This is a genomic window from Sphingomonas sp. DMC8 (assembly GCF_056314185.1).
In genome coordinates this window covers 732603-756624 of record NZ_JBQUYV010000001.1, presented here as the reverse complement: position 1 = coordinate 756624, position 24022 = coordinate 732603, and the positions used below count along the sequence as shown (strand labels likewise).

Annotated in this window: 18 protein-coding genes and 1 riboswitch; of the genes, 12 read left to right on the top strand and 6 right to left on the bottom strand. The window is 65.2% G+C overall.

The window, feature by feature from the left end:
• The first annotated feature begins 32 nt into the window (after positions 1-32).
• The 10 genes from ACT53K_RS03680 (at position 33) to ACT53K_RS03635 (ending at position 11067) form a co-directional block, all read left to right on the top strand.
• On the top strand, positions 33-506 hold the full coding sequence (locus ACT53K_RS03680) for an A24 family peptidase (protein WP_476227171.1): 474 nt from the start codon (positions 33-35) through the stop codon (positions 504-506).
• A gap of 55 nt (positions 507-561) precedes the next feature.
• Positions 562-1605, top strand: a complete 1044-nt coding sequence (gene cpaB, locus ACT53K_RS03675; protein ID WP_476227170.1) for a Flp pilus assembly protein CpaB — start codon at positions 562-564, stop codon at positions 1603-1605.
• A gap of 1 nt (position 1606) precedes the next feature.
• Entirely contained in the window at positions 1607-3292 is a 1686-nt protein-coding gene (locus tag ACT53K_RS03670) for a type II and III secretion system protein family protein (protein WP_476227169.1), read from the top strand.
• Positions 3293-3312: 20 nt separating this feature from the next.
• Positions 3313-3954, top strand: a complete 642-nt coding sequence (locus ACT53K_RS03665) for a CpaD family pilus assembly lipoprotein (protein WP_476227168.1) — start codon at positions 3313-3315, stop codon at positions 3952-3954.
• A complete protein-coding gene (locus ACT53K_RS03660; protein ID WP_476227167.1) occupies positions 3951-5237 on the top strand; it encodes a CpaE/TadZ family protein in 1287 nt (428 codons plus the stop codon). The genes ACT53K_RS03665 and ACT53K_RS03660 overlap by 4 nt, the downstream gene beginning before the upstream one ends.
• Positions 5238-5355: 118 nt before the next feature.
• Positions 5356-6336 (top strand): type II secretion system F family protein, encoded by a 981-nt coding sequence (locus ACT53K_RS03655; RefSeq protein ID WP_476227166.1) that lies wholly within the window; start codon positions 5356-5358, stop codon positions 6334-6336.
• A 2-nt stretch (positions 6337-6338) separates the two neighbouring features.
• Complete coding sequence (locus ACT53K_RS03650; protein WP_476227284.1) at positions 6339-7331, top strand: type II secretion system F family protein; 993 nt, start codon at positions 6339-6341, stop codon at positions 7329-7331.
• Positions 7332-7398: 67 nt separating this feature from the next.
• Positions 7399-7959 (top strand): hypothetical protein, encoded by a 561-nt coding sequence (locus ACT53K_RS03645; protein WP_476227165.1) that lies wholly within the window; start codon positions 7399-7401, stop codon positions 7957-7959.
• A gap of 381 nt (positions 7960-8340) precedes the next feature.
• Positions 8341-10848, top strand: coding sequence for a TonB-dependent receptor (locus tag ACT53K_RS03640; protein WP_476227164.1), 2508 nt, complete (start codon positions 8341-8343; stop codon positions 10846-10848).
• Positions 10849-10881: 33 nt separating this feature from the next.
• Entirely contained in the window at positions 10882-11067 is a 186-nt protein-coding gene (locus ACT53K_RS03635; RefSeq protein ID WP_476227163.1) for a hypothetical protein, read from the top strand.
• A 116-nt stretch (positions 11068-11183) separates the two neighbouring features.
• On the opposite strand, the gene ACT53K_RS03630 is transcribed toward ACT53K_RS03635, so the two are convergent.
• From ACT53K_RS03630 to ACT53K_RS03615, 4 genes are all read right to left on the bottom strand, one after another.
• Complete coding sequence (locus tag ACT53K_RS03630; protein WP_476227162.1) at positions 11184-11672, bottom strand: chorismate--pyruvate lyase family protein; 489 nt, start codon at positions 11670-11672, stop codon at positions 11184-11186.
• Positions 11672-14335, bottom strand: coding sequence for a pyruvate, phosphate dikinase (gene ppdK / locus ACT53K_RS03625; RefSeq protein ID WP_476227161.1), 2664 nt, complete (start codon positions 14333-14335; stop codon positions 11672-11674). Before ppdK ends, ACT53K_RS03630 begins: the two co-directional genes overlap by 1 nt.
• Positions 14336-14503: 168 nt before the next feature.
• On the bottom strand, positions 14504-16687 hold the full coding sequence (glyS, locus tag ACT53K_RS03620) for a glycine--tRNA ligase subunit beta (RefSeq protein ID WP_476227160.1): 2184 nt from the start codon (positions 16685-16687) through the stop codon (positions 14504-14506).
• Positions 16688-16934: 247 nt separating this feature from the next.
• Positions 16935-17774 (bottom strand): glycine--tRNA ligase subunit alpha, encoded by an 840-nt coding sequence (locus ACT53K_RS03615; protein WP_476227283.1) that lies wholly within the window; start codon positions 17772-17774, stop codon positions 16935-16937.
• A 152-nt stretch (positions 17775-17926) separates the two neighbouring features.
• Positions 17927-18004, top strand: a riboswitch (Fluoride riboswitch).
• 23 nt (positions 18005-18027) lie between these two features.
• Between ACT53K_RS03615 and ACT53K_RS03610 the strand changes: the two genes are divergently transcribed.
• Entirely contained in the window at positions 18028-19416 is a 1389-nt protein-coding gene (locus ACT53K_RS03610; protein WP_476227159.1) for a voltage-gated chloride channel family protein, read from the top strand.
• A gap of 15 nt (positions 19417-19431) precedes the next feature.
• Here the strand turns inward: ACT53K_RS03610 and ACT53K_RS03605 are convergent, their stop codons facing one another.
• Positions 19432-20076, bottom strand: a complete 645-nt coding sequence (locus tag ACT53K_RS03605) for a histidine phosphotransferase family protein (protein WP_476227158.1) — start codon at positions 20074-20076, stop codon at positions 19432-19434.
• A 135-nt stretch (positions 20077-20211) separates the two neighbouring features.
• Positions 20212-20355: a lmo0937 family membrane protein gene (locus tag ACT53K_RS03600; protein ID WP_476227157.1), complete on the bottom strand. Its 144-nt coding sequence runs from the start codon at positions 20353-20355 to the stop codon at positions 20212-20214.
• Between the two features lie 675 nt (positions 20356-21030).
• On the opposite strand from ACT53K_RS03600, the gene ACT53K_RS03595 reads away from it, so the two are divergent.
• On the top strand, positions 21031-23991 hold the full coding sequence (locus ACT53K_RS03595; RefSeq protein WP_476227156.1) for a TonB-dependent receptor domain-containing protein: 2961 nt from the start codon (positions 21031-21033) through the stop codon (positions 23989-23991).
• Positions 23992-24022: the final 31 nt, after the last annotated feature.

Below are 24022 nucleotides of genomic sequence, written 5' to 3'. Positions count from 1 at the left end.
TCGTAAGCCGTCCCGTCTAGGGATTAACTCCCATGGGGATTACGGTCGGAACATTTCTGCTCGGCGCGCTGGCGCTGCTTCTGGTGTCTGCGGGCATTCAGGATGCGCGTACGCGCGAAATCGCCAATTGGAAAAACGCCGCCATCGCGCTGCTCGCGCCGCTCTGGTGGTGGTGGTCCGGGTTGCCGCTATGGCCCGGTGTAGCGCTGCAGGTCGGCATTGCACTGATCGTATTCGCCTTCTTCATCGGCGCGTTCGCGCTGGGGCAGATGGGCGGCGGCGACGTGAAGATGATCGGCGCGCTCGCCCTGTGGCTGCCGCTCCCCCAGCTCGTCTGGATGCTCATCGTCATGTCGCTGCTCGGCGGTGCGCTGACCCTGCTGATGGTGGCGGACAAGCTCGTGCGGCGTCGCACCGGGCTGGCCATCGAAATTCCATATGGCGTGGCAATCGCCATCGCAGCGCTTCTGGTGCTCCGCGAACCGATTTTTAACCAGTTTCACTGATGCTTAACGCCGGCGCAACGAAGCCGGCAGAGAATTCGGGAAGGCTTGATACGAAATGGATGCACGCAAGGTCATTCTGCTCGTCGGCGCATTGTTCGTCGCGGCCATTACCGCGTTCATGGCGCGTAACATGATGGCCGGCGCGTCGGCGCCCGCCGCCGGCGCCGCGCCGGCCATGGCGCCCGCCCAGCCCGCCAATACCACCGAAGTGCTGGTCGCCAAGCGCGGCCTGCCGGTCGGCACCATCCTCGATGCCACGTCGATGGAATTCCGCCCCTGGCCCAAGGATCTGGTGCAGGGTGCCTATTTCGTCCGCGGTCAGATCGAGCCCGCCAAGCTGCAGGGAACGGTGGTGCGCTATGCAATTTCCGCCGGTCAGCCGATCATTCAGGGCGCGCTGGTCAAGCCGGGCGATCGCGGTTTCCTGGCAGCGGCGCTGGGCCCGGGCATGCGTGCGGTGACGGTTCCCGTCTCCGCCCAAAGCGCCGTCGCCGGCTTCGTGTTTCCGGGCGACCATGTCGACCTGATCCTGACCCAGACGGTTGCCGGCGGCGGCGATGGGCCGCCGCTCAAGGCCTCCGAGACGGTGCTGCGCAACCTGCGCGTGCTGGCGACCGACCAGCGCACCGACAAGCAGACCGACGACAAGGGCAACACCGTCGTCAACACCTATTCGACCGTGACTGTCGAAGCGACGCCGAAGATCGCCGAAAAGATCGCGGTCGCCCAGACCGTCGGCACGCTGTCGCTCTCGCTGCGCTCGATTGCCGATACGCAAGGCGATCTGGAGCAGGCGATCGCCAGCGGCGCAGTCAACGTGCCCGATGACGGCGACCCGAAGAAGGAAAAGGCAATGCTCGCCCGCGTCCACGCCGGACCGATTGATAGCGGGTCGAGCTTTGCGACCGGCGCCGATGTGTCGCGCTTCCAGCGCAGCACGGTGCCCGGCAAGGCCGCTGAAGGCCCGGCCGCAGCGCCCGGCATGCCGGTCGCCGCACCGGCCGGCGGCACGGCAGCGCCCGGCGCAGTGCTGGGCCCCGTCGTGCGGGTCGTACGTGGCAGCGATGCCAGCCTGGTCCCGGTTGGGGGGAAGAATTGAAATGAATAGCAAACGCTTCCTGCACGGGTCGCTCGTCGCGACGGTGTCTGCCGGGTTGCTCCTCGGCACGACCGCACCGGGCTTCGCCCAGGACCGTACGCCGCGTCCCGGTACCCATGCCCGCCAGGCAGCCCGCGTCGCGCCGCTTCCGGCCGGCGCACAGCGCCCGACCCGCACCGTGCAATTGTCGATCGGCGAAGGCGAACTGATCACCCTGCCCGCCGCAGCCGCCGATGTGTGGACATCGAACCCGGGCACGGCGGATGTCTATGTCGCCAATGCGCGTCAGATCCACCTCTATGGCAAGGCGTTCGGCGAGGCGACGGTGTTCGCCACCAACGCCAGCGGCGAAGTCATCTATTCGGCCAATGTCCGCGTCGCGCAGAATATCAGCAGCCTCGACGCGATGCTGAAGGCGGCGATGCCCGATGCCGACATCACCGTCACCACCGTCGGCCAGATCGCCGTGCTCAACGGCACGGTGCGCTCGCCCCAGGATGCCGAACAGGCCCAGCGGCTGGTGCTGACGCTGCTCAATCCCGGCGTGAAGCTCGACGATTCGAACGCGCAGCTGAAGATCGGCGTGGTCAACCGCCTGCGCACGGCAACCCCGCTGCAGGTGATGCTGCAGGTCCGCTTCGCCGAAGTGAACCGCAGCTTCTCCAAGAACATGAACGCCAACCTGACCAACCGTAGCAACGGCCACAGCACGGTGTGGAACATCAATCAGGGCAAGCAGGGTTCGATCACCACCTATACCGGCACCACCCAGGATCCGGCCACCGGCGCCTTTGCCGGCGCCACCATCTACAACTTCCCCGCGCCGAGCACGAACAATGCGCTGCTCGGCATCGGCGGCCGCTTCCTCGGTTCGGACCTGCTCGCCTCGCTCGATTTCGGCGAGACGATCGGTCAGGTGACGACGCTCGCCACGCCGAGCATGACCGCGCTTTCGGGCGAGACGGCCAGCTTCCTCGCGGGTGGCGAAATTCCGATCCCCGTGGCGCAGACGCTCGGCACCACCACCGTTGAATACAAGCAATATGGCGTCAGCCTGGCCTTCACGCCCACGGTGCTGGCCGACGGCCGTATCTCGCTGCACGTAAAGCCGGAAGTGTCGCAGCTTTCGTCCTCGGGTGCGGTGACGATGAACAACACCACCATCCCCGCCCTCACCACCCGGCGCAGCGAGACGACGGTGGAGCTCGGCTCGGGCGAGAGCATGGTGATCGGCGGGCTGCTGCAAAACACCCACAACAACTCGATCACCAAGACGCCGGCACTGGGCGACATGCCCATCCTGGGCGCGCTGTTCCGTTCGAACGCCTTCCAGCGCAACGAGTCCGAGCTGATGATCGTCATCACGCCCTATCTCGTGCGGCCGGTGAACGCGAACCAGATCGTCCTGCCGACCGACGGCTACAAGGCGCCGAACGACTTCGACCGGCTGCTTATGGGCTCGGTCGGCGGCGGCACCACCGGCGGCGAGCGTCCCAAGCCAACCATGGCGCAGCCTGCCGCCCAGCCTTCGGTAAACGCGGTCACGCCCGCAGCGGTCGATGGCGCGACGCCGGCACTGCCGGTCGCCCCCGACAGCAATTCCGCGCCCGCCAAGGCTCCGGCGATCCCCGCCAATTCCCGCAAGGCGAAGTCGGGCGGCGCCGCCGCCCCGGGCTTCGGTTTCTGATGCCGCGCATGTCGAGGAGAATGCCCGTGTTTCCGCGCTTCCCCATTCTGCTCACCGCCCCCGCGCTGCTGCTGGCCGGTTGCGCCGGCTATAATGGCGGTGTCGAGTCGGTCCACCAGCCGGTCGTCAGCCGCCAGGACTATACGCTGGACCTGCAAACGTCGGGCGGCGCGCTTGCCGCCGGCGAAGCACAGCGCCTGGCCGGCTGGATGCAGGCGATGAACCTGCGCTATGGCGATCATGTCGCGATCGACGATGGCGCCGACGGCACCACCGGCCGTAGCGAAGTCGCCGCCGCAGCGGGCCGTTATGGGCTGCTGCTCACCGATCGCGCCCCCGCCACCAGCACGCCGATCGCACCGGGAACGGTGCGCGTGGTGCTGACGCGGATGAGCGCGAGCGTGCCGCACTGCCCGGACTATTCGCATCCCAGCAACTTCACCTTCGATGCCAGCACCAGCTCGAACTTCGGCTGCGCGACCTATAGCAACCTGGCCGCGATGGTAGCCGATCCCGCCGATCTGGTTCGCGGCGCTCCGGGCGCCCCGACGGCAGATCCCGCCACCTCCGCCAAGGCGATCGGCGCCTATCGCGCCGCTGCCCCCAGCGGTGCCGGCGGTGCCACGGTCAAATCCGATTCGACGAAAGGCGGCGGCCAGTGAACATGCCCTTCAACCCCGGACGCGCGGCGCAACGTGAGCCGTTTGCTGCGTTTGTCTGCGAAGAACGCACCGCGGAGGCGCTGCGGCCGATCGCTGTGGAACTCGGCTGGTCGCCGGAAATGGTCAACAAAGGCGGCCTGCGCAACGCCGTGCAGACGCTTTCGGTGTCCGCCAGCCCGAACATCCTGTTCGTCGACCTGTCCGAATCGGGCGACCCGCTCAACGACATCAATGCCCTGGCGGAAGTGTGCGAGCCCGGCACGGTTGTGATCGCGGCCGGTCAGGTCAACGATGTCCGCCTGTACCGCGACCTGATCGCCAGCGGCATCCATGACTATCTCCTGAAGCCGATCAACCCCGATGCGATGCGCGAAAGCTTCGCCCAGGCCCAGGCGATGCTGAACGCCCCGAAAATCAGCGAGGCGACCGTCGACCGGCCGCATTGCGGTGTAGCGGTGATCGGCACGCGCGGCGGCGTCGGCGCATCGACGGTTGCGACATCGATGGCCTGGTTGCTCAGCGAAAAGCACAGCCGCACCACGGCATTGCTCGATCTGGACGTGCATTTCGGCACCGGTGCGCTCGCGCTCGACCTTGAGCCCGGCCGCGGCCTGACCGACGCGATCGAAAATCCCAGCCGCATCGACGGGCTGTTCATCGAACGCGCGATGGTGAAGGCGTCGGACCGGCTGGCCGTGCTGTCGGCCGAAGCGCCGATCAACTCGCCGATGATCAGCGACGGTGGCGCCTTCTATCAGCTGCAGGAAGAAATGCGCAGCGCGTTCGAGTGCACGCTAGTCGACCTGCCGCGCGCGATGCTGGTCAACCATCCGCATCTGATCACCGACATTCAGGTAGCGGTGGTCGTAAGCGACCTGACCCTGGCGGCTGCCCGCGATGCGATCCGCATTCTCAGCTGGTTCAAGTCGAATGCGCCGCAGACGCAGGTGATCGTCGTCGCCAACAAGGTCCAGCCCGCCCCGCTGCTGGAGATCAGCCGCAAGGATTTCGAAGGCTCGATCGAACGCAAGATCGACGTGATGCTCGGCTATGATCCGAAGCTGGCCGCGCAGGCAGCCAAGCTGGGCAAGCCGCTTGCCGAAGTCGGCAAGTCCGCCAAGTCGATCGCACCGCTGATGGCGCTGCCCGCCCGCATCCTCGCCATCACCGATGCCGGCCTGGAGGCGGACGACAAGAACAAGGGCAAGAAGGAAGGCAAGGGCGCGTCGCTGCTCGGCAAGCTGACCGGCCTGTCGGCAAAGCTACCCGGCAAGAAAAAATGATCCGCACTGGCGCAAGCGGGCGGGCGGTAACCGGGAGCTAAGGTCTCTTTGCGAGACTGGCGCCCGAACCGCTCCCGCCGCAACGTGCGGGGCGTAATAGCGTAGGAGCCCGAACGGCGTGAACATGTTGCCGCTATTGACGGTCGCGTTGGGCGGCGTGGCAGTGCTGGTGCTGATGGCGCTCGCCCTTTCGGGCCCGTCCACCGAACGCGCCAGCTCGCGCCGCCTCACCAGCGTGCGCGAACGCCATCTGGTCAGCACCACCGGCAACAATGCCATGGAGGCGCAGCTCCGCCGCATCTCCACCAATCGCGCGACGCGGCTCGATCTTACCGTCGGCCGCTTTCTCCCCAATCCTGCCGAGCTGCAAAAGCGGCTGAACATGACCGGCAAGGACTGGACGGTCGGCCAATATGGCAGCGCATCGGTGGGGCTGATGCTGGTTCCCGGCGTTCTGTTGTTATTGCGGGGGGCGCCGCTCTGGCTGGCGCTGTTCGTCGGCCTGTTCATCGGCCTGGGCCTGCCGCATTTCGTCGTCGGGTTCCTCATCAAGCGGCGCATCACGCGCTTCACCAGCAAGTTTCCGGACGCGATCGATCTGCTGGTGCGCGGCCTGCGCTCGGGCCTGCCAATAACGGAAACGATCGGCGTCGTCGCGAACGAGATCGACGGGCCGGTGGGCGAGGAATTCCGCTCGATCAGCGACAAGATGAAGATCGGCCGCACGCTCGACGCCGCGCTTCAGGAAACAGCGGATCGGCTAGGCACGCCTGAATTCCAGTTCTTCACCATTTCGATCGCGATCCAGCGCGAAACCGGCGGCAACCTGGCCGAAACCCTGGCCAATCTGGCCGACGTGCTCCGCAAGCGCAGCCAGATGAAGCTGAAGATCAAGGCGATGTCGTCCGAATCCAAGGCGTCAGCACTGATCGTCGGGTCGCTGCCGTTCATCGTCTTCGGGCTGATCTGGTTCATCAACAACGGCTATATGATGCACTTCTTCACCGACCAGCGGCTGATCATCGCCGGCGGCGGCGGCCTGGTCTGGATGGGGCTGGGCGTCTTCATCATGGCCAAGATGGTCAATTTCGAGATCTGATGATGGAACCGAACACCGGCCCGACCCTGCTCGGCATCGACGTCTACTGGGCGGCGACGCTGCTCGCCGGCGTGGCAACCTTCGCCGTGCTCGTCGCTGTCTATCTCGCAACCACCGCCCGCAATCCGATGAGCCGCCGGGTCAAGGCACTCAACGAGCGGCGCGAGCAGCTGAAGGCCGGTATCACGGCCTCCACTTCGAAGCGTAGGGCCAAGCTGGTCCAGCGCAGCGAGGCGACCGATCGCATCCGCGCCTTCCTCCAGTCGCTGCAGGTGCTGCAGGAGGGCCAGCTCAAACAGGCCCAGTTGAAGCTGGCCCAGGCCGGCATCCGTCGCAAGGAATGGGCGGTCGCAGTGATCTTCGGCCGTCTGGTGCTGCCGATCGTCATCGGCGGCCCGATGCTGTACCTCGTCTATGGCACGGAGACGTTCGCCAACTGGTCGCCGCTCAAGGCCTATGGCCTGGTCGCGGGCACCTTCATCCTCAGCTATAAATTCCCCGACCTGTACCTGAAGAACCGCATCACCAAGCGCAGCCACGCGATCCGCAAGGGCCTGCCGGATGCGCTGGACCTGCTGGTGATCTGCGCCGAAGCCGGCCTGACCGTCGACGCCGCCTTCGCCCGCGTGTCGAAGGAACTCAGCAAGGCCTATCCGGAGCTGGGCGAAGAATTTTCGCTGACCGCGATCGAGCTCGGCTTTCTGACAGACCGCCGCCAGGCGTTCGAGAATCTGTCGAACCGCATCGCCCTCGACGCGATGCGCGGCGTCATCACGACGATGATCCAGACGGAAAAATACGGCACTCCGCTCGCCTCCGCACTGCGTGTGCTGTCTGCGGAATTCCGCAACGAGCGGATGATGCGCGCAGAAGAAAAGGCCGCCCGCCTGCCCGCGATCATGACCGTGCCGCTGATCCTGTTCATCCTGCCGGTGCTGTTCATCGTCATTCTCGGGCCGGCTGCCTGCTCGATCAACGATGCGCTGATGCACTGATTGTCGCGTCGGCCGGGGAACCCCCGGCCGCCCGGCTGGTTTTCGGCGAACCGCCGGAGACATGCCCATGAACGCGCTGCCTTTTACCACGCCGCTCCAGTTCGTCGCGCTGGCGCTGACCCTGCTCGCGGGCTGGCTGCTCGGGCTGGCAAGCAGCAGCGCCGGGCGCAAGTGGCGAGACCGCTTCGAGGAGGAGCGCGAGGCGCACAATGCCACCCGCGATCGGGCACGCGAGGAGCTGACCACCGCCAACCGCCGCGTGCGCGAGCTGGAAAGTGAGAATGCACGGCTGGAAACGGCGCTCGCCGAACGCCAGCCCCCCGCGGTTCCCCTGCCCGACCCGGCCGTCTCTGCCACCGAACGCAGCGCGGCGATGCGGAATTGGTTCTATGGGGGCGGCGACATTCTGTCGCGCATCCGCGGCATCGACGAGCCGCAGGAGCGGCAGCTCAATGAACTGGGCATCCGCCATTTCCGCGACATAGAGACGCTGGCCCCCGAAGACGAGCCGGCACTGGAAGACCGCCTCAGCATGCCACGTGGAACGGTTGCCGCGCAGCAATGGCGTGAACAGGCCCGGCTGCTACGCGCCGGAAATATCGACGAACATGCCCGGCGTTTCGGCTGAGCGGGTGGCCTAACCCCTTATCGCTGTTCGATTCGTAATACTCCCGGCGCTCCGGGGGCTTGTCTGACCAAACGCATCGACTGAGTCGGCGTGGGCGGACCAATTGCGCGCGTTTGCAGCGCACAGGTGCGGCAAATTTGCCGCACAATCACGTTCTATCTCCAACCCCGCCCTCTCCCAGGCGCTTTTAACACGCTGTAATACCAATGCCTTTCGAAGCGGCAAAGTTGTCATATTTTTGTCCCCATATTGGCTTGACAAGTGGTAAGGCCTCTAGGACACTCTTGCTACCACAAGAGCCCAAAACGGGCCCTGAATAGCAAGAACGTCTCCGCAGCAGGGAAGCTGGGGTCGATAACCAACTAGGAAGGGGGTTGAACGATGCATAGCGCACGTCCCGAACGACTGACTGTCTCGAATTGTAGCAAACTGGTACTGCTTGCCACCGGCTGCGCCGCCGCGATTGCGGCCGCCTCGCCTGCCTTTGCCCAGACGAACGGCGCTTCTGCGGGTCAGACCGCCGACAGCAGCGGCGACGAATATGTCGTCACCGGCTTCCGCTCGAGCCTCCAGTCCGCACAGGACGCGAAGCGCAAGGACATCCGCATCACCGACGGCGTTACCGCCGAAGACATCGGCAAGTTCCCCGCGCAGAACATTACCGAAGCAATTCAGCGTATTGCCGGCGTCCAGATGTCCAACATCAACGGCCGCGGTTCGACGATCAGCATCCGTGGCCTGGGCGCGCAATATGCCCGCACGACGATCAACGGCCAGACCTTCGCCAGCGCCGACTTCAAGGACGGCTTCCGCTACGACATCATCCAGACTGATCTGGCGAGCGCGATCCAGGTGATCAAGTCGCCGACCGCGGACATGGACTCGGGCGGCCTTTCGGGCACCGTCAATATCGATACGGTCAAGCCACTCGCCTATAAGGGCCCGCACTTCGTCGTGGGCGTTAAGGGCTATAATTCCGACTATCGCGGCAAGGAATGGACCCCCAAGGTAAGCGGCGCCTATATCGACAGCTTCGCTGGCGGCACGCTGGGCGTGATGGCCAATGTCAGCTACCAGAAGCTGAAGGACCGTGGCGACTATGCCTTCATCCGCAACTGGTATGATCCGGGCACCCAGCCCACCCTGCCGAACGCCTATGTTCCCGCCAATCTTCGCTATCGCCGGATCGATCGCGACACCGAGCAGGTAATGGCCAGCGGCGCACTGCAGTGGAAGCCCGCCGACAATTTCGAAGCGCTGCTGCAGGGCGAATATTCGCGCGACCACACCCGCTACACCACGCGCCAGATGGTGTTCGGCAAATGGCAGCCCTCCGCCGTGACGGTGAACAGCGTCGCCAACGGCGTCGCCAACAACCTCACGCTGTCGAACTTCAACGTCGACAACAACACCCAGCCCGAACTGCGCAACCTGCAGACCCAGGCTTATACCGGCACGATCAACTGGCAGCCGGGCGAAACCTGGAAGGTGCACGCAGTCGCCCATTACACCAAGGGCAATGCGCATCTCTATGAGTGGGCGTCGATCGACGAGGTCAACTTCGCCAACGGCGGCGCGCTCGACATCTCCAACCCGAACAACGTCAAGTGGACCACGTCGAGCCTGACGGACGGCTCTCTGTGGAACACCGCCAACCGCACCTGGTTCGCGTTCGTCGACGGCGCGACGCACATTCAGACCGCCAAGGACAAGGCCGCGCAGGTCGATGTCACCAAGGAGCTGGGCTGGCACGGCGTGCAGTCGCTGGTGGTAGGCGTGAAGTACCACCACGAGAGCTTCTCGACCCTTGCCTTCCGTCACGACCGTGACGGTGACGTGAGCGATCCGGTGACCTACCCGGAATATGCGTGGATCCCGAGCCTCAGCTCGACCGGGCAGTTGGTGTCCAACTTCCTCGACGGCGCGATGTCGATCCCGCATTCGTTCCTGTCCGTGAATGCAGACGCATGGCAGTCGCTGCTCGCCTCCAAGGGCATCACCGTTCCCGACGTGCCCGACTGGCCCAGCACCTACCGGGTCGATCGCTACGTGCCGGCTGTCTATGCCATGGCGAATATCGACGGCACGCTGTTCGGCAGCGCGATCCGCGGCAACATCGGGCTGCGGTATGAGCACACGCACCAGAATGTGACGGCAAGCCTCACCGACGGCACCGGCAGCGATGCCAAGCTGCTCGGTCAGGAGCATATCGTTCAGGACTACGGCAACGTGCTGCCGAGCGCGAGCTTCGCGATGGACCTGACGCCGCACCTCGTTGCGCGCCTTGCCGTGGCCAAGGTGCTGGTCCGCCCGCTGCTCAACAGCCAGACGCAGATGGCCGACACCATCAGCACCGGCATTTCCTCGCAGAAGCGCCCCTTCACCAACGTGTCTGCCGGTGAATCGCGCCTGAAACCGCTGACTGCCAATCAGGCCGACATCAGCCTGGAATATTATTACGGCAAGGGCAATTCGATCAGCATCGCCGGCTTCTACAAGGCGGTGAAGAACGGCACCTTCACGCAATTCTATTGCCCCAGCTCGTATAACGGCGTGGCACTGAACGGCGTGACGACCAACTGCCAGTCGGCCGATCTGAAGAGCGACTACAGCTTCAGCCGCGTGTTGAACGACAACCGCACGATCAACATCAAGGGCGTCGAACTTGCGGCAACGCAGAATTTCGACACCTGGCTGCCGGTCAAGGGCTTCGGCGTCACCGGCAACGTCACAGTCGTCGATACCGACGCCAGCGCGCTCGGCACCGGCTTCAACCTGCGCGACCTGTCGAAGCTGACCTGGAACCTGACGCCCTATTGGGAAAACGAAAAATTCAGCGTCCGCGTGTCGGTCAACCACCGCAGCTCGTACAAGCAGGATGCGGCGTAGACCTTCTTCGTCAGCGGCGGCGAGATCCATACTGTGCGGGCACGTACCCAGCTCGATCTGGCGACCGGCTTCACGCCGAACAAGTGGCTGAGCTTCACCGCGGGTGTCATCAACCTGAACAATACCCACGAAGACGCCTACCAGACCACGGCGGACACGTTCCAGATGGCCAGCCGCACCGGCCGGACCTTCTATCTGTCGGCCACGGCCAAGTTCTGATCATTCCCCGAAGACCAACTGCCCCCTTCCCCTCGCGGGAAGGGGGCATTTTTTTGTTCGATAAAGATGGTCGAAATGGAGGGCCGCTCCCCTTCAGGGGGAGGGGCGTAAAAGGACTAGCGCAACGCCGCCGGGGTGTAATTCTCGACCACTTCGGCCAGCACCCGTCCCTCGCCATCCAGCACCAGCGCGCGGTGACGCAGCACATAGGGAGCCACCCCCGCCAGCGCCTGTTCCAGCGGCTGACGGTGCGGATGAAGCGGCCGGATCGCCGCGCCGAACGGCGTGTCACCCTGCTCCAGCGTAGCGTTCATCGCGGGCGTAAGGCGCGCCGGCACATACCAGTTGTCGGCCACCGACAGCGCCACCGCGCCACAGCGCAGCACCACACTGCGATAGACGACACGTTCGGCCGGCCCCACGCCCAGCCGCCGGCGCTGTTCGGGCGTGGCATCCTTCTGCGCCGCTCGGTCGACTTCGGCGCGGATCGGGTGACCGCAGCGGCGCTCCAGCACGGCGGTGGCGGTGGGGCTGGCGAGCAGGTCGCGGCTCAGCGCCGCTGCCGTCTGCGCCGCTACCTGCACCACCACCGGCGCGAGCAGCATCAGCGCACCCGGATCGCAGACTGCGCCGCCGCCAACCGCGCGATCGGCACGCGGTAGGGCGAGGCCGAGACATAATCGAGCCCGGTCTTCTCACAGAACGCGATCGAGGCCGGATCGCCGCCATGCTCGCCGCAAATGCCCAGCTTGATGTCGCCCCGCGTCTTGCGGCCGCGCTCGGCCGCCAGCTCGATCAACTGGCCGACGCCGTCGACATCCAGGCTCACGAAAGGATCCTTGGGATAGATACCCTTCTCGACATAGGTGGTCAGGAAGCGCGCGGCATCGTCGCGGCTCACGCCCAGCGTGGTCTGGGTCAGGTCGTTGGTGCCGAACGAGAAGAAGGCGCCGACTTCGGCGATCTCGCCCGCCATCAGCGCAGCGCGCGGCAGCTCGATCATCGTGCCGACCAGATAGTCGATCGTGCGGCCCTTTTCGGCGAACACCGCCTGCGCCGCCTTGTCGACCACCGCCTTCATCAGCTCCAGCTCGCGCTTGGTGGCGACCAGCGGGATCATCACTTCAGGCACCGGCGCCGCGCCGGACTTTTCCGCCACCGCAATCGCCGCCTCGAAGATGGCGCGTGCCTGCATCTCATAGATTTCGGGATAGGTCACGCCCAGCCGGCAACCGCGATGGCCGAGCATCGGGTTGAACTCGTGCAGCTCGGCGGCGCGGCGCTTCAGCGTGTCGACATCCAGTCCGGCCGCCGCCGCCACTTCGGCGAACTCCGCCTCCTCATGCGGCAGGAATTCGTGCAGCGGCGGATCGAGCAGGCGGATCGTCACCGGCAGGCCCGCCATCACCTCGAAAATCTCGAGGAAATCGCTGCGCTGTTCGGGCAGCAGCTTGGCAAGCGCGGCACGGCGCCCCGCCTCGTCCTCGGCCAGGATCATCTGGCGCACGGCGGTAATGCGGCTCTGTTCGAAGAACATATGCTCGGTGCGGCACAGCCCCACGCCCTCGGCGCCGAAATCGCGCGCGGTGCGGCAATCGAGCGGGGTTTCAGCGTTGGCGCGGACCTTCAGCCGGCGGACTTCGTCGGCCCAGGTCATCAGCGTGCCGAAATCGCCCGAAAGCTCCGGCTGCACGGTCGGCACCTGGCCGGCCATCACTTCACCGGTGGCGCCATCGATCGTCACCATATCGCCCTCGCGGACCTCACGGGTGCCGACGCGCATCACCTTTTCGCGCGCGTTGATCGATAGGCTACCCGCGCCCGAAACGCAGGGACGGCCCATGCCGCGCGCCACGACCGCAGCATGGCTGGTCATACCGCCGCGTGCCGTGAGGATGCCCCGCGCCGCGTGCATGCCGTGAATATCTTCAGGGCTCGTCTCGACGCGGATCAGGATCACCGCGTCGCCCGCATTGGCGCGCTTCTCGGCGGTGTCGCTGTCGAACACGGCAAGGCCGGATGCCGCGCCCGGGCTGGCGGGCAAGCCCTTGGTCAGCACGTCGCGCGGCGCCTTGGGGTCGAGCGTCGGGTGGAGCAACTGGTCCAGCGCTGCCGGATCGACGCGCAGGATCGCCTGTTCGCGGGTGATCAGCCCCTCGTTCGCCATGTCGACCGCGATCTTGAGCGCCGCCTTGGCGGTGCGCTTGCCGCTGCGCGTCTGCAGCATCCACAGCTTGGCGCGTTCGACGGTGAACTCGATGTCCTGCATGTCGCGGTAATGCGTCTCCAGCCGGTCGAACACCGCCGCCAGCTCGGCATAGACCTCGGGCATCGCCTCTTCCATCGACGCCGGCTTGGCACCCGCCGTCTCGCGCGCGGCCTTGGTCAGGTACTGCGGCGTGCGGATGCCCGCCACCACGTCCTCGCCCTGCGCATTGATCAGGAACTCGCCATAATAGGCCCGCTCGCCGGTCGAAGGGTCGCGGGTGAAGGCCACACCGGTGGCCGAGGTGTCGCCCATATTGCCGAACACCATCGCCTGCACGTTCACCGCCGTGCCCCAGTCGGCCGGAATGTCGTTGAGGCGGCGATAGACCTTGGCGCGCTCCGACTGCCACGATCCGAACACCGCGCCGATCGCGCCCCACAGCTGATCGTGCACGTCCTGCGGGAACGGCTTGCCCCACAGTTCCTCGACGATGGACTTGTACTCGGCGACCAGCGCCTGCCAGTCGCCCGCCGACAGCTCGGTATCCAGCGTGAAGCCGCGGTCTTCCTTGGCGATTTCCAGCGCTTCCTCGAACCGGCCATGGTCCAGGCCCAGCACCACGTCCGAATACATCTGGATGAAGCGGCGATAGCTGTCCCAGGCGAAGCGCTCGTCGCCGCTGGTCGCGGCCAGGCCTTGCACCGTCGCGTCGTTCAGGCCCAGGTTGAGCACCGTGTCCATCATGCCGGGCATCGACACCCGCGCGCCCGAGCGGACCGATACGAGCAGCGGATCAGCCGCGTCGCCGAACTGCTTGCCGGTGATCGCCGCGATATGGGCGATGCCGTTCGCGACTTCGGCCTTCAGGCTATCCGGGAAAGTCTCGCCTTCCTCATAATAGCGCGTGCACATCTCGGTAGAGATGGTGAAACCCGGCGGCACCGGCAGGCCGATCGAGGCCATTTCGGCAAGGTTTGCGCCCTTGCCGCCGAGCAGATTCTTGTCGCCTGCACCACCATCCGAAACACCGCCACCGAAACGGTACACGTATTGCGTCATTCCAATCCCCTTCCAGCCGAAGCGCCGCTTCCGCAGAAACTCCGGGCGCCGCTACCGCACCCGCGAAGAAGGCGGAACCGCTGATTGCGTTGTCGGTGCCATATTATTTCTAAACCATGGCAGATCGAGCACGAATATTACGTATTTATCGGATAAATGGGCGTGGCTTCAGCCTTCGATCCGACTGAAGTCCGCAACCTTGTGCACCGCATCACGCATCCGCGCCAGCAAGCCGAGCCGGGCGGTGCGCTTGGCGGGATCGGCGTCGTTGACGGTCACCTGATCGAAAAAGGCATCGATCGGACCGCGCAGCGTAGCTAGCGCCGCCATGGCACCTTCGAAATCCTCCGCTGCAATCGCCCCCGCCGCCTTGGGCTCCGCCGCATCAAGCGCAGCGGCCAGTGCCGCCTCCGCGGGTTCGGCTTGGTAAGTGAAGCCGTTCGACTGCCAGGGTGCGGTATCCGCGACACCTTCCTTCTTGAGGATATTCGCGGCGCGCTTGTACCCGGCGAGCAGGTTGGCGCCGTCCTCGGTGGTAACGAACGCCTGCAACGCCTTCACCCGCGCAAGCAGCCGGACGAGATCGTCCTCACCGCCAAGCGCGAACACTGCGTCGATCAGGTCGTGACGGACACCGGCTTCGCGCTGCTGGACCTTGAGGCGGTCGGCGAAGAAGGCCGCCAAATTTTGTTCAGCCTTACCGTAGAAGATCTTCTCGAAAGCGGCCAAGTCGTCTCCGCAAGCCGCTCGAAGCACTGCTTCCAAACGGAAGCGCAAGCTATTTGCGAGTACGGTAGAGATTACACCGAGCGCTGCTCGGCGTAGCGCAAACGGGTCTTTCGATCCGGTTGGCGGCATGTCTTCAATGAAAAAATGTGCCAAAGTATCCAGCTTGTCAGCCAGCGCCACCGCCACCGTCACCGGATCGGTGGGCACCTCATCGCCCTGCCCGACCGGCTTGTAGTGATCGCGGATCGCCGCTGCGACCGCCGGATGCTCGCCCTGCGCTGCGGCGTAATAGCCGCCCATCAGGCCCTGCAGCTCGGGGAACTCGCCGACCATGCCGGTGACGAGGTCCGCCTTGGCGAGACGCGCTGCGCGCTCCGCGAGGTCGGCCAGAGACTCCCTCTCCCCTTCAGGGGAGAGGGCTGGGGAGAGGGGCATATCCGCAGAGGTCACAGCTCGTGGAGAGTCCCCCTCTCCCAACCCTCTCCCCTGAAGGGGAGAGGGCTTTATAACCCCGCTCTCGACCAGCCAGCGGGCCAGCTTCGCCACCCGCTCGACCTTGTCCGCCACCGTCCCCAGCTTTTCGTGGAAGACGATCTTCGCCAGCTTGCTCGCCTGTTCGGCGAGCGGCACCTTGAGGTCCGTCTCGTAGAAGAAGCGCGCATCGCTCAGCCGCGCCGCCAGCACCTTCTGGTTGCCCGCAACGATCTTTTCCCCGCCATCGGCCGCATCGACATTCGCCACGCACACGAACGCATTGGCCAGCTTGCCCGCGTCATCGCGGCAGACGAAATATTTCTGGTTCACCCGCGCGGTGAGCTGGATCACTTCCGGCGGCACCGCCAGGAAGGCTTCGTCGAACCGGCCGAGCAGCGGCATCGGCCATTCGGTCAGCCCGGCATTCTCATAGAGCAGCCCTTCGTCCTCGATCAGGCTGAGCCCCTCGCGCTGCGCCGCCATCTTGGCGCCGACCGCGATGATCGCGCGGCGCTCCGCCCCGTCTACGATGACATGGCAGGCGCGCAGCTTCTCGACATAGTCAGAAGCCGATCCGATCGTGATCGCACCCGGATGGTGGAAGCGGTGCCCCACCGTCGCCGCACCGCTCGTCACGCCGGCGATCTCACACGGCACCACGTCGCTGCCGAACAGCGCAACGATGCCCTGGAGCGGGCGGACCCAGCGCAGGCTCTCGGTGGAGAGCGACGCCGCGCCCCATCGCATCGACTTGGGCCAGGGAAAGGCGCGGATCACGGCGGGGATCGCCTCAGCCAGCACTTGCGCCGTCGCGCGGCCGGGCTTGTCGACCACCGCGAACAGCACCCCGTCACGCTCGACAAGCTGGTCGGCAGTGAGGCCGGTCTTGCGCAGAAAGCCTTCCAGCGCCTGCGGTGGCGCGCCGACGCGCGGCCCCTTGGTCTCTTCGGAGACGGCGGCAGTCTGCTCAGGCAGGCCCTTGAGGATCAGCGCCAGCCGGCGCGGCGTCGCATAGCTGACCGTCTCGGCGGCCTTCAGGCCGGCCTTGTCCAGCTCGGCGGCGAACAGCCGCGCCAGATCCTCCCGCGCCTTTTCCTGCATGCGCGCGGGGATTTCTTCGGAACGGAGTTCGAGGAGGAAGTCGGTCATGATTTCTTTTCACGCAAAGGCGCGAAGGCGCAAAGGAAGGAAGAAGATTGGTTCACGCGGAGGCGCGGAGACGCGGAGGATGCAGGTCGCACGGCGGCGTCAGCCGCCCCAATCATCGAGCGAGATGTGGCCAGCGCGGTCGAGAGAGGGCCGCTGGCGCGGCGAACACTGACTCCGCGTCTCCGCGCCTCCGCGTGAACCCAAAACTTCTTTGCGCCTTCGCGCCTTTGCGTGAAACGGGGGAGCATCACGCCGCCCACCCGTTCTTTTCCATCCACGCTGCGCAGGCGCCCTTCGCCAGATCGCGCACCCGGCCGATATAGGCCTGGCGCTCCGCCACGGAGATCACCCCGCGCGCGTTCAGCAGGTTGAAGATATGGCTCGCCTCGATCGCCTGCTCATAGGCCGGGATCGGCAGCTTGGCCTCCAGCGAGCGCTCGCACTCGGCCGCCGCCTTGCGGAACAGGTCGAACAGCGCGTCGGTGTCCGCCACCTCGAAGTTCCACGTCGACATCTGGCGTTCGTTCTCCAGGAACACGTCGCCGTACGTCACGCCTTCGTCGTTGAAGGCGAGATCGTACACGCTGTCCTTGTTCTGGATGTACATCGCCAGCCGCTCGAGCCCATAGGTCAGCTCGCCCGCCACCGGCTTGCAGTCGAACCCGCCCATCTGCTGGAAATAGGTGAACTGGGTGACTTCCATCCCGTCGCACCACACTTCCCAGCCAAGCCCCCAGGCGCCGAGCGTCGGCGATTCCCAATCGTCCTCGACGAAGCGGATATCGTGCTTGGTGAAGTCGATGCCGATCGCCGCCAGCGAACCGAGATAGAGTTCCTGCAGGTCCGCCGGGCTCGGCTTCAGGATCACCTGATACTGGTAATAATGCTGCAGCCGGTTGGGGTTCTCGCCATAGCGGCCATCGGTCGGGCGGCGGCAGGGCTGGACAAAGGCGGCGTTCCACGGCTCCGGCCCCAGCGCGCGCAGCGTGGTGGCGGGGTGGAAGGTACCGGCGCCCATCCGCATGTCATAGGGCTGCAGGATCAGGCAGCCGCGCGCGCTCCAATAGTCATGGAGCGTCAGGATCATGCGCTGGAAGCTGAGAGGTTCGGACAAGTTCGGTCACCCTGAAAATCTTGGGGAGCGCTTTGGCGCAGGGCGCGGAGGGGGTCAACCGGTGGCCATGGCTGCGGCACCATCTTCCCCGCCCGGTTGACGCTGCAGCGCGGCGACGGCATAGGGCGCGCCAAGGCGATGGATTTCCGCCGGGCCATCTTGGCCGAACCGCCCTGACAAGGGACGATGATTCCTACCAGGCGCCGCAAGGCAGCAAGGAGGAATCGTGCGCGCAACGTTTCGCAATCTCTATCACCGCTTCGATGGGACCGCCCTTTTCCGCGATCGGCACGCCCATGCCATGTCCGCCATCCGCTGGGCGTTGATCCTGGTACCGCTGGCGGCGCTGGTCGGCACGTTATGCGCCGCCTTTCTGTGGAGCCTCGATGCGGCGACGCGGGCGCGGTTCGATCATCCCTGGCTGCTGTACCTGCTGCCCGCGGGCGGTGCCGCGATCGCCCTGCTCTACCACCGGCTGGGCCGTTCGGTCGAAGCCGGCAACAACCTGATCGTCGAGCAGATCCATGAACCCGGCGGCGGCGTGCCGCTACGCATGGCACCTTTGGTGTTCCTGGGCACCATCGCGACGCATCTGTTCGGCGGATCGGCTGGGCGCGAAGGCACCGCCGTGCAACTGGGCGGTAGCATGGCGAGCGCCTTTGCCAGCCGGCTACGACTCGATCCCGCCGGCGTCCGCATCGTGCTGATGGCCGGAGTCGCGGCCGGGTTCGGCGCGGTGTTCGGCACGCCGCTGGCGGGCGCCGTGTTCGCGCTGGAAGTGCTGGCGGTCGGGCGGATCGAATATGCCGGCATTCTGACCTGCCTGCTCGCCGCGCTGGTGGGCGACTGGACCTGCCACGCCTGGGGCATCCACCATACGCTCTATGCCATCCGCTATGTCGCGCCGGAGGGCGCCAGCCTGTTCGTCGCACCGCTGCTCGTCGCCAAGGCGGCGGTGGCGGGTGTCGCCTTCGGGCTGGCCGGCCTCACCTTTGCCGAGGCGAACCATGCGCTCGGCGGGTTGCTGAAGCGCCGGATTCCCTATGGCCCTGCACGCGCGGCGCTGGGCGGGCTGCTGGTCATTGCGCTGGTGTGGATCACCGGCACCCGCGCCTATCTGGGGCTGGGCGTCTGGTCCGCCATCCCCGGCGACCCGACCATTGCCGGCTTCTTCACCGGGCCGGTGGACCATTGGAGCTGGGCGCTCAAGATGCTGTTCACCGTCGTCACGCTGAGCGCGGGCTTCAAGGGCGGCGAGGTCACGCCGCTATTCTTCATCGGCGCGGCGCTGGGCAATGCGCTGGCCGGAGTGCTGGGTGCGCCGGTGGACCTGTTCGCGGGGCTCGGCTTCGTCGCGGTGTTTGCCGGTGCGGCCAACACCCCCCTCGCCTGCACGATCATGGGAATCGAGCTGTTCGGCGCGGGCCATGCCGTGCCGATCACCGTCGCCTGTTTCGTGGCCTATATCTGCTCAGGCCATAACGGCATTTATCTGTCACAGCGGATCGCGGTGCCGAAGCGTCCCGCCGGTGCCCAGGGCAAGACCGCCGCTACGCTGCGCGAGGCCCGCGCCGCGCGCCAGGCCCTGCGCTCCTCGCAAATCGCCCGGCGCTAACGGCCGGGCGGGCGCTCAGTTCACCCGGAACGAGGCGCCGAACAGCAGCACTTCCGAATCGGGCGGGCTCACCTGCAGATCGCCGCCCGTCTGGGTGACGAGCGCATGCGCCAGATAGGCCGCGGCCGCGCGCGGGGTGATCGGAATTTCCTCACGCCCGCCGGCCAGCGCGCTGCGCAGCTCAGGATCGAGCACGATGCGCGGCCCATCGGCGCGGATGACGATTTCGATGATGCCGTCGCTCGTCTCTGCGCCGATGTCGAGCTGGCCGCCGCGGATCAGGGCGTCGCCGCCGATCAGCGCCAGGTTGAGCAGCACCTTGATCGCCTGTTTCGGCATCACCGGCTCCTCGACCATCCAGCCGATCTTCACCCGATGATTGTCGCCGAACAGCCCCTCCAGCGCCGCCTGCGCCTCGCGCGTATCGACCGTTTCGCCAAAGCCGCCGGCGGCGCCGAACGCCAGACGGAAGAATTTCAGCTTGTTGGCACTCGCCCGCGCGCTTTCGCTCAGCAGCTCCAGGCAGCGCGCACGCATTTCCGGATCATGCTCGTCGGCGAGCAGTTCCAGGCCATTGTTGAGCGCGCCAACCGGGCTCAGCAGGTCGTGGCACAGGCGCGAACAGAGAAGGCTCGCAAAATCGGTTGGGCTGATGTTCAAGGTATTCGGGCTCCCGCTACCTGCCCTCTTTGGCGCAGCGGACACGAAGCTGCAAGCATTGCGAAGACGCTCCGCCGCACGGAAAAACCCGTATATGGCGGGACGATGCGCCAGCAAGCGCCCCGCCGCACGCGGCTAGACCCTGCGACCGGTGAACAGCTGCACCAGCCCGACGATCAGCGCGATCACCAGCAGGATATGGATGATACCGCCGGCAAGGTGCAGCGAAAAGCCGAGCAGCCAGAGCACCAGCAGAATAACAACGATTGTCCAAAGCATCAGCGCATCCTCCCTGCAGTTCCGCAGGCGGCGTCAACGGCAGGAGGGGCGGAACGTTCCGTGTGGCGGAGCCGCCCTGCAACTTGGCGAAATTCTGCTGCGATGCCGACCGGCGCGGCGTGGGCGACGAAGGCGCCGGGCGTTTGATACGTCCAAGGCCGCTCCAACTATACTGCGCTGCAGTAAGTCGCCCACCCGCGCAACGACCAGCTGCATATTACAAGATCAAGTTTCAGGAAAACCGGACGCGCGAAAGCGGAGAAACTCCACAAATCAACCCGCAACCATTACGCGTATCGCTAAGATTTTTTCATCCGAGGAACTGCCGCCCCAGGCGCGCGGGGGCAATCGACGACTACCCCCGCAGTCTGCTGTCGAAGCTTTTGCTAGCGCTAACAAAGCAATCTACGATTTGATAGAACCCAGAATATCTTCCTGAATCATAATATGTTATACGAATTTGCTGCAACATTTGGAAACAAGTGTGTTATGCGTGCCACACAGGCGCGACAAAGCGGCACCGTAACGGTTACAGCTTCTTTACAAGGATAAGACCCACCGTCATCCACACAGCCAGTGCCGTAGCGCCCAGCCCTTCGGCACGAATGTTGGGAGAGCTCGCATCCTCCCTCCCCCTGGAGACGCGATTGCGAGCAGCACAAGGATAGTAAGAGTATGAGTCGTATTGCACACGCCCTGCGCGCGGGAACCGCGCTGGCAGGTATCGGCGCTATCGCGCTGTTCGCAGCGCCGGCGCTGGCACAGGATCAGACCGGAGCCACCGCCTCGTCCTCGACCACCGATGATACGCAGAAGGACAGCCAGACCGAAGTCGTCGTCACCGGCTCGCGCATTGCGCGTCCCGATCTGCAGTCGTCCACGCCGGTGGCGGTGGTCAGCGCCGAGCGGATCCAGCAGACCGGTGCGTCGAACATCCAGGACGCGCTCGCCACGCTGCCGGCCGTCGGCCAGAACATCAGCCGTACGAGCTCGAACTTCTCGAACACTGGCAACGGCGAAGCGACCATCAACCTGCGTAACCTCGGTTCGTCGCGCACGCTGGTGCTGATCGACGGCCGCCGTACGCTGGGCATTGCCGGCACCTCCGCGGTGGACGTCAACAACATCCCGACTGATCTGGTGCAGCGCGTCGAAGTCGTCACCGGCGGCGCATCGGCCGTTTATGGTTCGGAAGCGATCGCCGGCGTCGTCAACTTCGTGCTGAAGAATGACTTTGAGGGCCTGCGCGTCCGTGCGCAGAACACCGTGTCGGACAAGGGCGATGCGCCCCGCCAGTATGTTTCGATCACCGGCGGCCACAATTTCGGCGGCGGCCGCGGCAACATCACCGCCAACTTCAGCTATGACAACGACCACGGTCTGCCGTCGCGCAACCGCAGCTTCTCGGCAACCGACGTGCCGAACCGCAGCTCCTATGCCGCGCAGGGCCTGTTCGACGTCAGCAACCCGAACCAGACCCAGTTCTCACCGGCAACCGGCCGCACCTTCACCTTCGATGGCGCGAACAACCTGAAGGGGTACCAGGGCGCGAATATCGACGGCTATAACCGCAACGGCGACCGCCTGCTGTCGGTGCCGGTCGAGCGCTACCAGGGCGCGCTGCTCGCGCATTACGACTTCTCGGATGCGTTCAAGCTCTACGCTCAGGGGCAGTACACCCACACCAACTCGAACGCTTCGCTTGAGCCGTCGGCCATCGCCAACACCGGCCCCGGCGCCGCGCTCAGCTTCGACGGCTCGCCCTATGCCGGCATTCCGATCACCAGCCCCTATGTTCCGGCTGCGATCCGTGCAGCAGCAATCGCAAACGGCACCAACGTCATCCAGTTCCGCCGCCGCTCGAACGACATCTTCAGCCGCAGCAACAAGAACGACCGCGACTTCTATCGCGGCGTGATCGGCGCAAAGGGCGAGTTCACCGCGGGCACGACCTGGTCGTACGACATTTATTACGAGCATTCGGAAAGCCGCGACCACACCACCGCGCAGGCGATCTACACGCCCAACTATGGCGCGGCGCTCAGCAACGAAATCGGGCCTGACGGGCAGGTTCGCTGCTCGGATCCCGCAGCGCGCGCGGCGGGCTGCGTGCCGATCAACATTTTCGGCTATAACACCGTAACGCCGGCTGCCGCCAAGTTCCTGCAGACCTATACCGGCCCGACCCGCACGGTCACACTGGTCGACGGCAACACCGTCCAGCTCGTCAACGGCTCGAATGTCGCCTTTGATTATCTGGCGAAGGTGAAGCAGGACGTGGTGTCCGGCAGCGTCAATGGCGACCTGTTCTCGCTGTGGGGCGGCCCGGTGGCCGTGTCGTTCGGCGGCGAATATCGCCACGAGAAGAGCACTGAGGTTTATGATCCGTTCACCCAGGCTGGCCTCAGCTCGGGCAACCAGATCACCAACACCAAGGGCAGCTTCAACGTCAAGGAAGGCTTCGTCGAAGTCGTCGCACCGATCGTCGAGGAGCGCGCAGGCCTGCACTATCTCGGCCTCGAAGGCGCCGCCCGCTATGCCGATTACTCGACCGTCGGCGGTGTGTGGAGCTTCAAGGGCGGCGGCAGCTATGCGCCGACCCGCGACATCCGCTTCCGTGCGATCTATTCGCGTGCAACCCGCGCGCCGAACATCGGTGAGCTCTATTCGTCGCTGAGCCAGACCTTCCCGGCCGTTACGGATCCGTGCGACCAGGGCGGCGGCAATGGCGATGGCGCGACGCTGGGCGCACTACCGGCAGCCTGCCGCAACATCCCGGGTATCGCGAACACTGTCGCATCGCGCGGATCGTTCGCCTACACCACGTCGCAGATCCAGACGATCGACGGTCTGCTGGGCGGCAATCCGAAGCTGCGGCAGGAAACGGCCGACACCATTACGGTAGGCACGGTGATCACGCCGACCTTCTTCCGTAACTTCAGCCTGACTGCGGATTATTACCACATCAAGGTGAAGAACGCGATTGGCATCATCGGTCAGCAGGTTTCGGTGACCCAGTGCTTCCAGACCGGCAATCCGCTGTTCTGCAACAACGTCATCCGCGACAGCAACGGCTTCATCACCCGCGTCAATGCGCTCAACCTGAACACGGGCTCGTTCCTGGTTTCGGGTCTGGACATTGAGGGCCGCTACATGATCCCGCTGGGCGGCGCCCGACTGGACATCGACGTGATGTACAATCACCGCTTCAAGCAGGAACAGACGCCGTTCCCGGGTGGCCCGGTGCAGAACGAACTCGGCCAGGCAGACTGCTACAGCTGCGGCCGTCTCGGCTCGGGCTTCAAGGATCGCGGCTTCGGCAACTTCACGCTGAGCACGTCGAAGTTCCAGTTCAACTATCGCCTCGACTATATGGGCCCGCTGACTGACAATCTCGACGGCACCACGGTGCCAACCCGCATCTCCGCCTATTGGTACCACAATGTGCAGGGCAAGGTGCTGGTCGGCGGCAAGCACCAGATGGAGCTCTATGCAGGCATCAACAACCTGCTCGACACCAAGCCGCCGCGCTTTGGCGACACCAACCCGGTGACATGGCCCGGCACGCAGACGGTGGCGGACACGTACGACCTGTACGGCCGCATGCTGTACGTCGGCGCGACCTTCAAGTTCTGATCGCCCCCACGGGTTCGCTAAGAACGGGAGC

Bases quoted from the DNA above. Each gene is read 5' to 3' on its own strand.
- ACT53K_RS03680 (WP_476227171.1), top strand. From the start codon at position 33: ATGGGGATTACGGTCGGAACATTTCTGCTCGGCGCGCTGGCGCTGCTT.
- cpaB (WP_476227170.1), top strand. From the start codon at position 562: ATGGATGCACGCAAGGTCATTCTGCTCGTCGGCGCATTGTTCGTCGCG.
- ACT53K_RS03670 (WP_476227169.1), top strand. From the start codon at position 1,607: ATGAATAGCAAACGCTTCCTGCACGGGTCGCTCGTCGCGACGGTGTCT.
- ACT53K_RS03665 (WP_476227168.1), top strand. From the start codon at position 3,313: ATGCCCGTGTTTCCGCGCTTCCCCATTCTGCTCACCGCCCCCGCGCTG.
- ACT53K_RS03650 (WP_476227284.1), top strand. From the start codon at position 6,339: ATGGAACCGAACACCGGCCCGACCCTGCTCGGCATCGACGTCTACTGG.
- ACT53K_RS03645 (WP_476227165.1), top strand. From the start codon at position 7,399: ATGAACGCGCTGCCTTTTACCACGCCGCTCCAGTTCGTCGCGCTGGCG.
- ACT53K_RS03640 (WP_476227164.1), top strand. From the start codon at position 8,341: ATGCATAGCGCACGTCCCGAACGACTGACTGTCTCGAATTGTAGCAAA.
- ACT53K_RS03630 (WP_476227162.1), bottom strand. From the start codon at position 11,672: ATGCTGCTCGCGCCGGTGGTGGTGCAGGTAGCGGCGCAGACGGCAGCG.
- ppdK (WP_476227161.1), bottom strand. From the start codon at position 14,335: ATGACGCAATACGTGTACCGTTTCGGTGGCGGTGTTTCGGATGGTGGT.
- glyS (WP_476227160.1), bottom strand. From the start codon at position 16,687: ATGACCGACTTCCTCCTCGAACTCCGTTCCGAAGAAATCCCCGCGCGC.
- ACT53K_RS03615 (WP_476227283.1), bottom strand. From the start codon at position 17,774: ATGATCCTGACGCTCCATGACTATTGGAGCGCGCGCGGCTGCCTGATC.
- ACT53K_RS03600 (WP_476227157.1), bottom strand. From the start codon at position 20,355: ATGCTTTGGACAATCGTTGTTATTCTGCTGGTGCTCTGGCTGCTCGGC.
- ACT53K_RS03595 (WP_476227156.1), top strand. From the start codon at position 21,031: ATGAGTCGTATTGCACACGCCCTGCGCGCGGGAACCGCGCTGGCAGGT.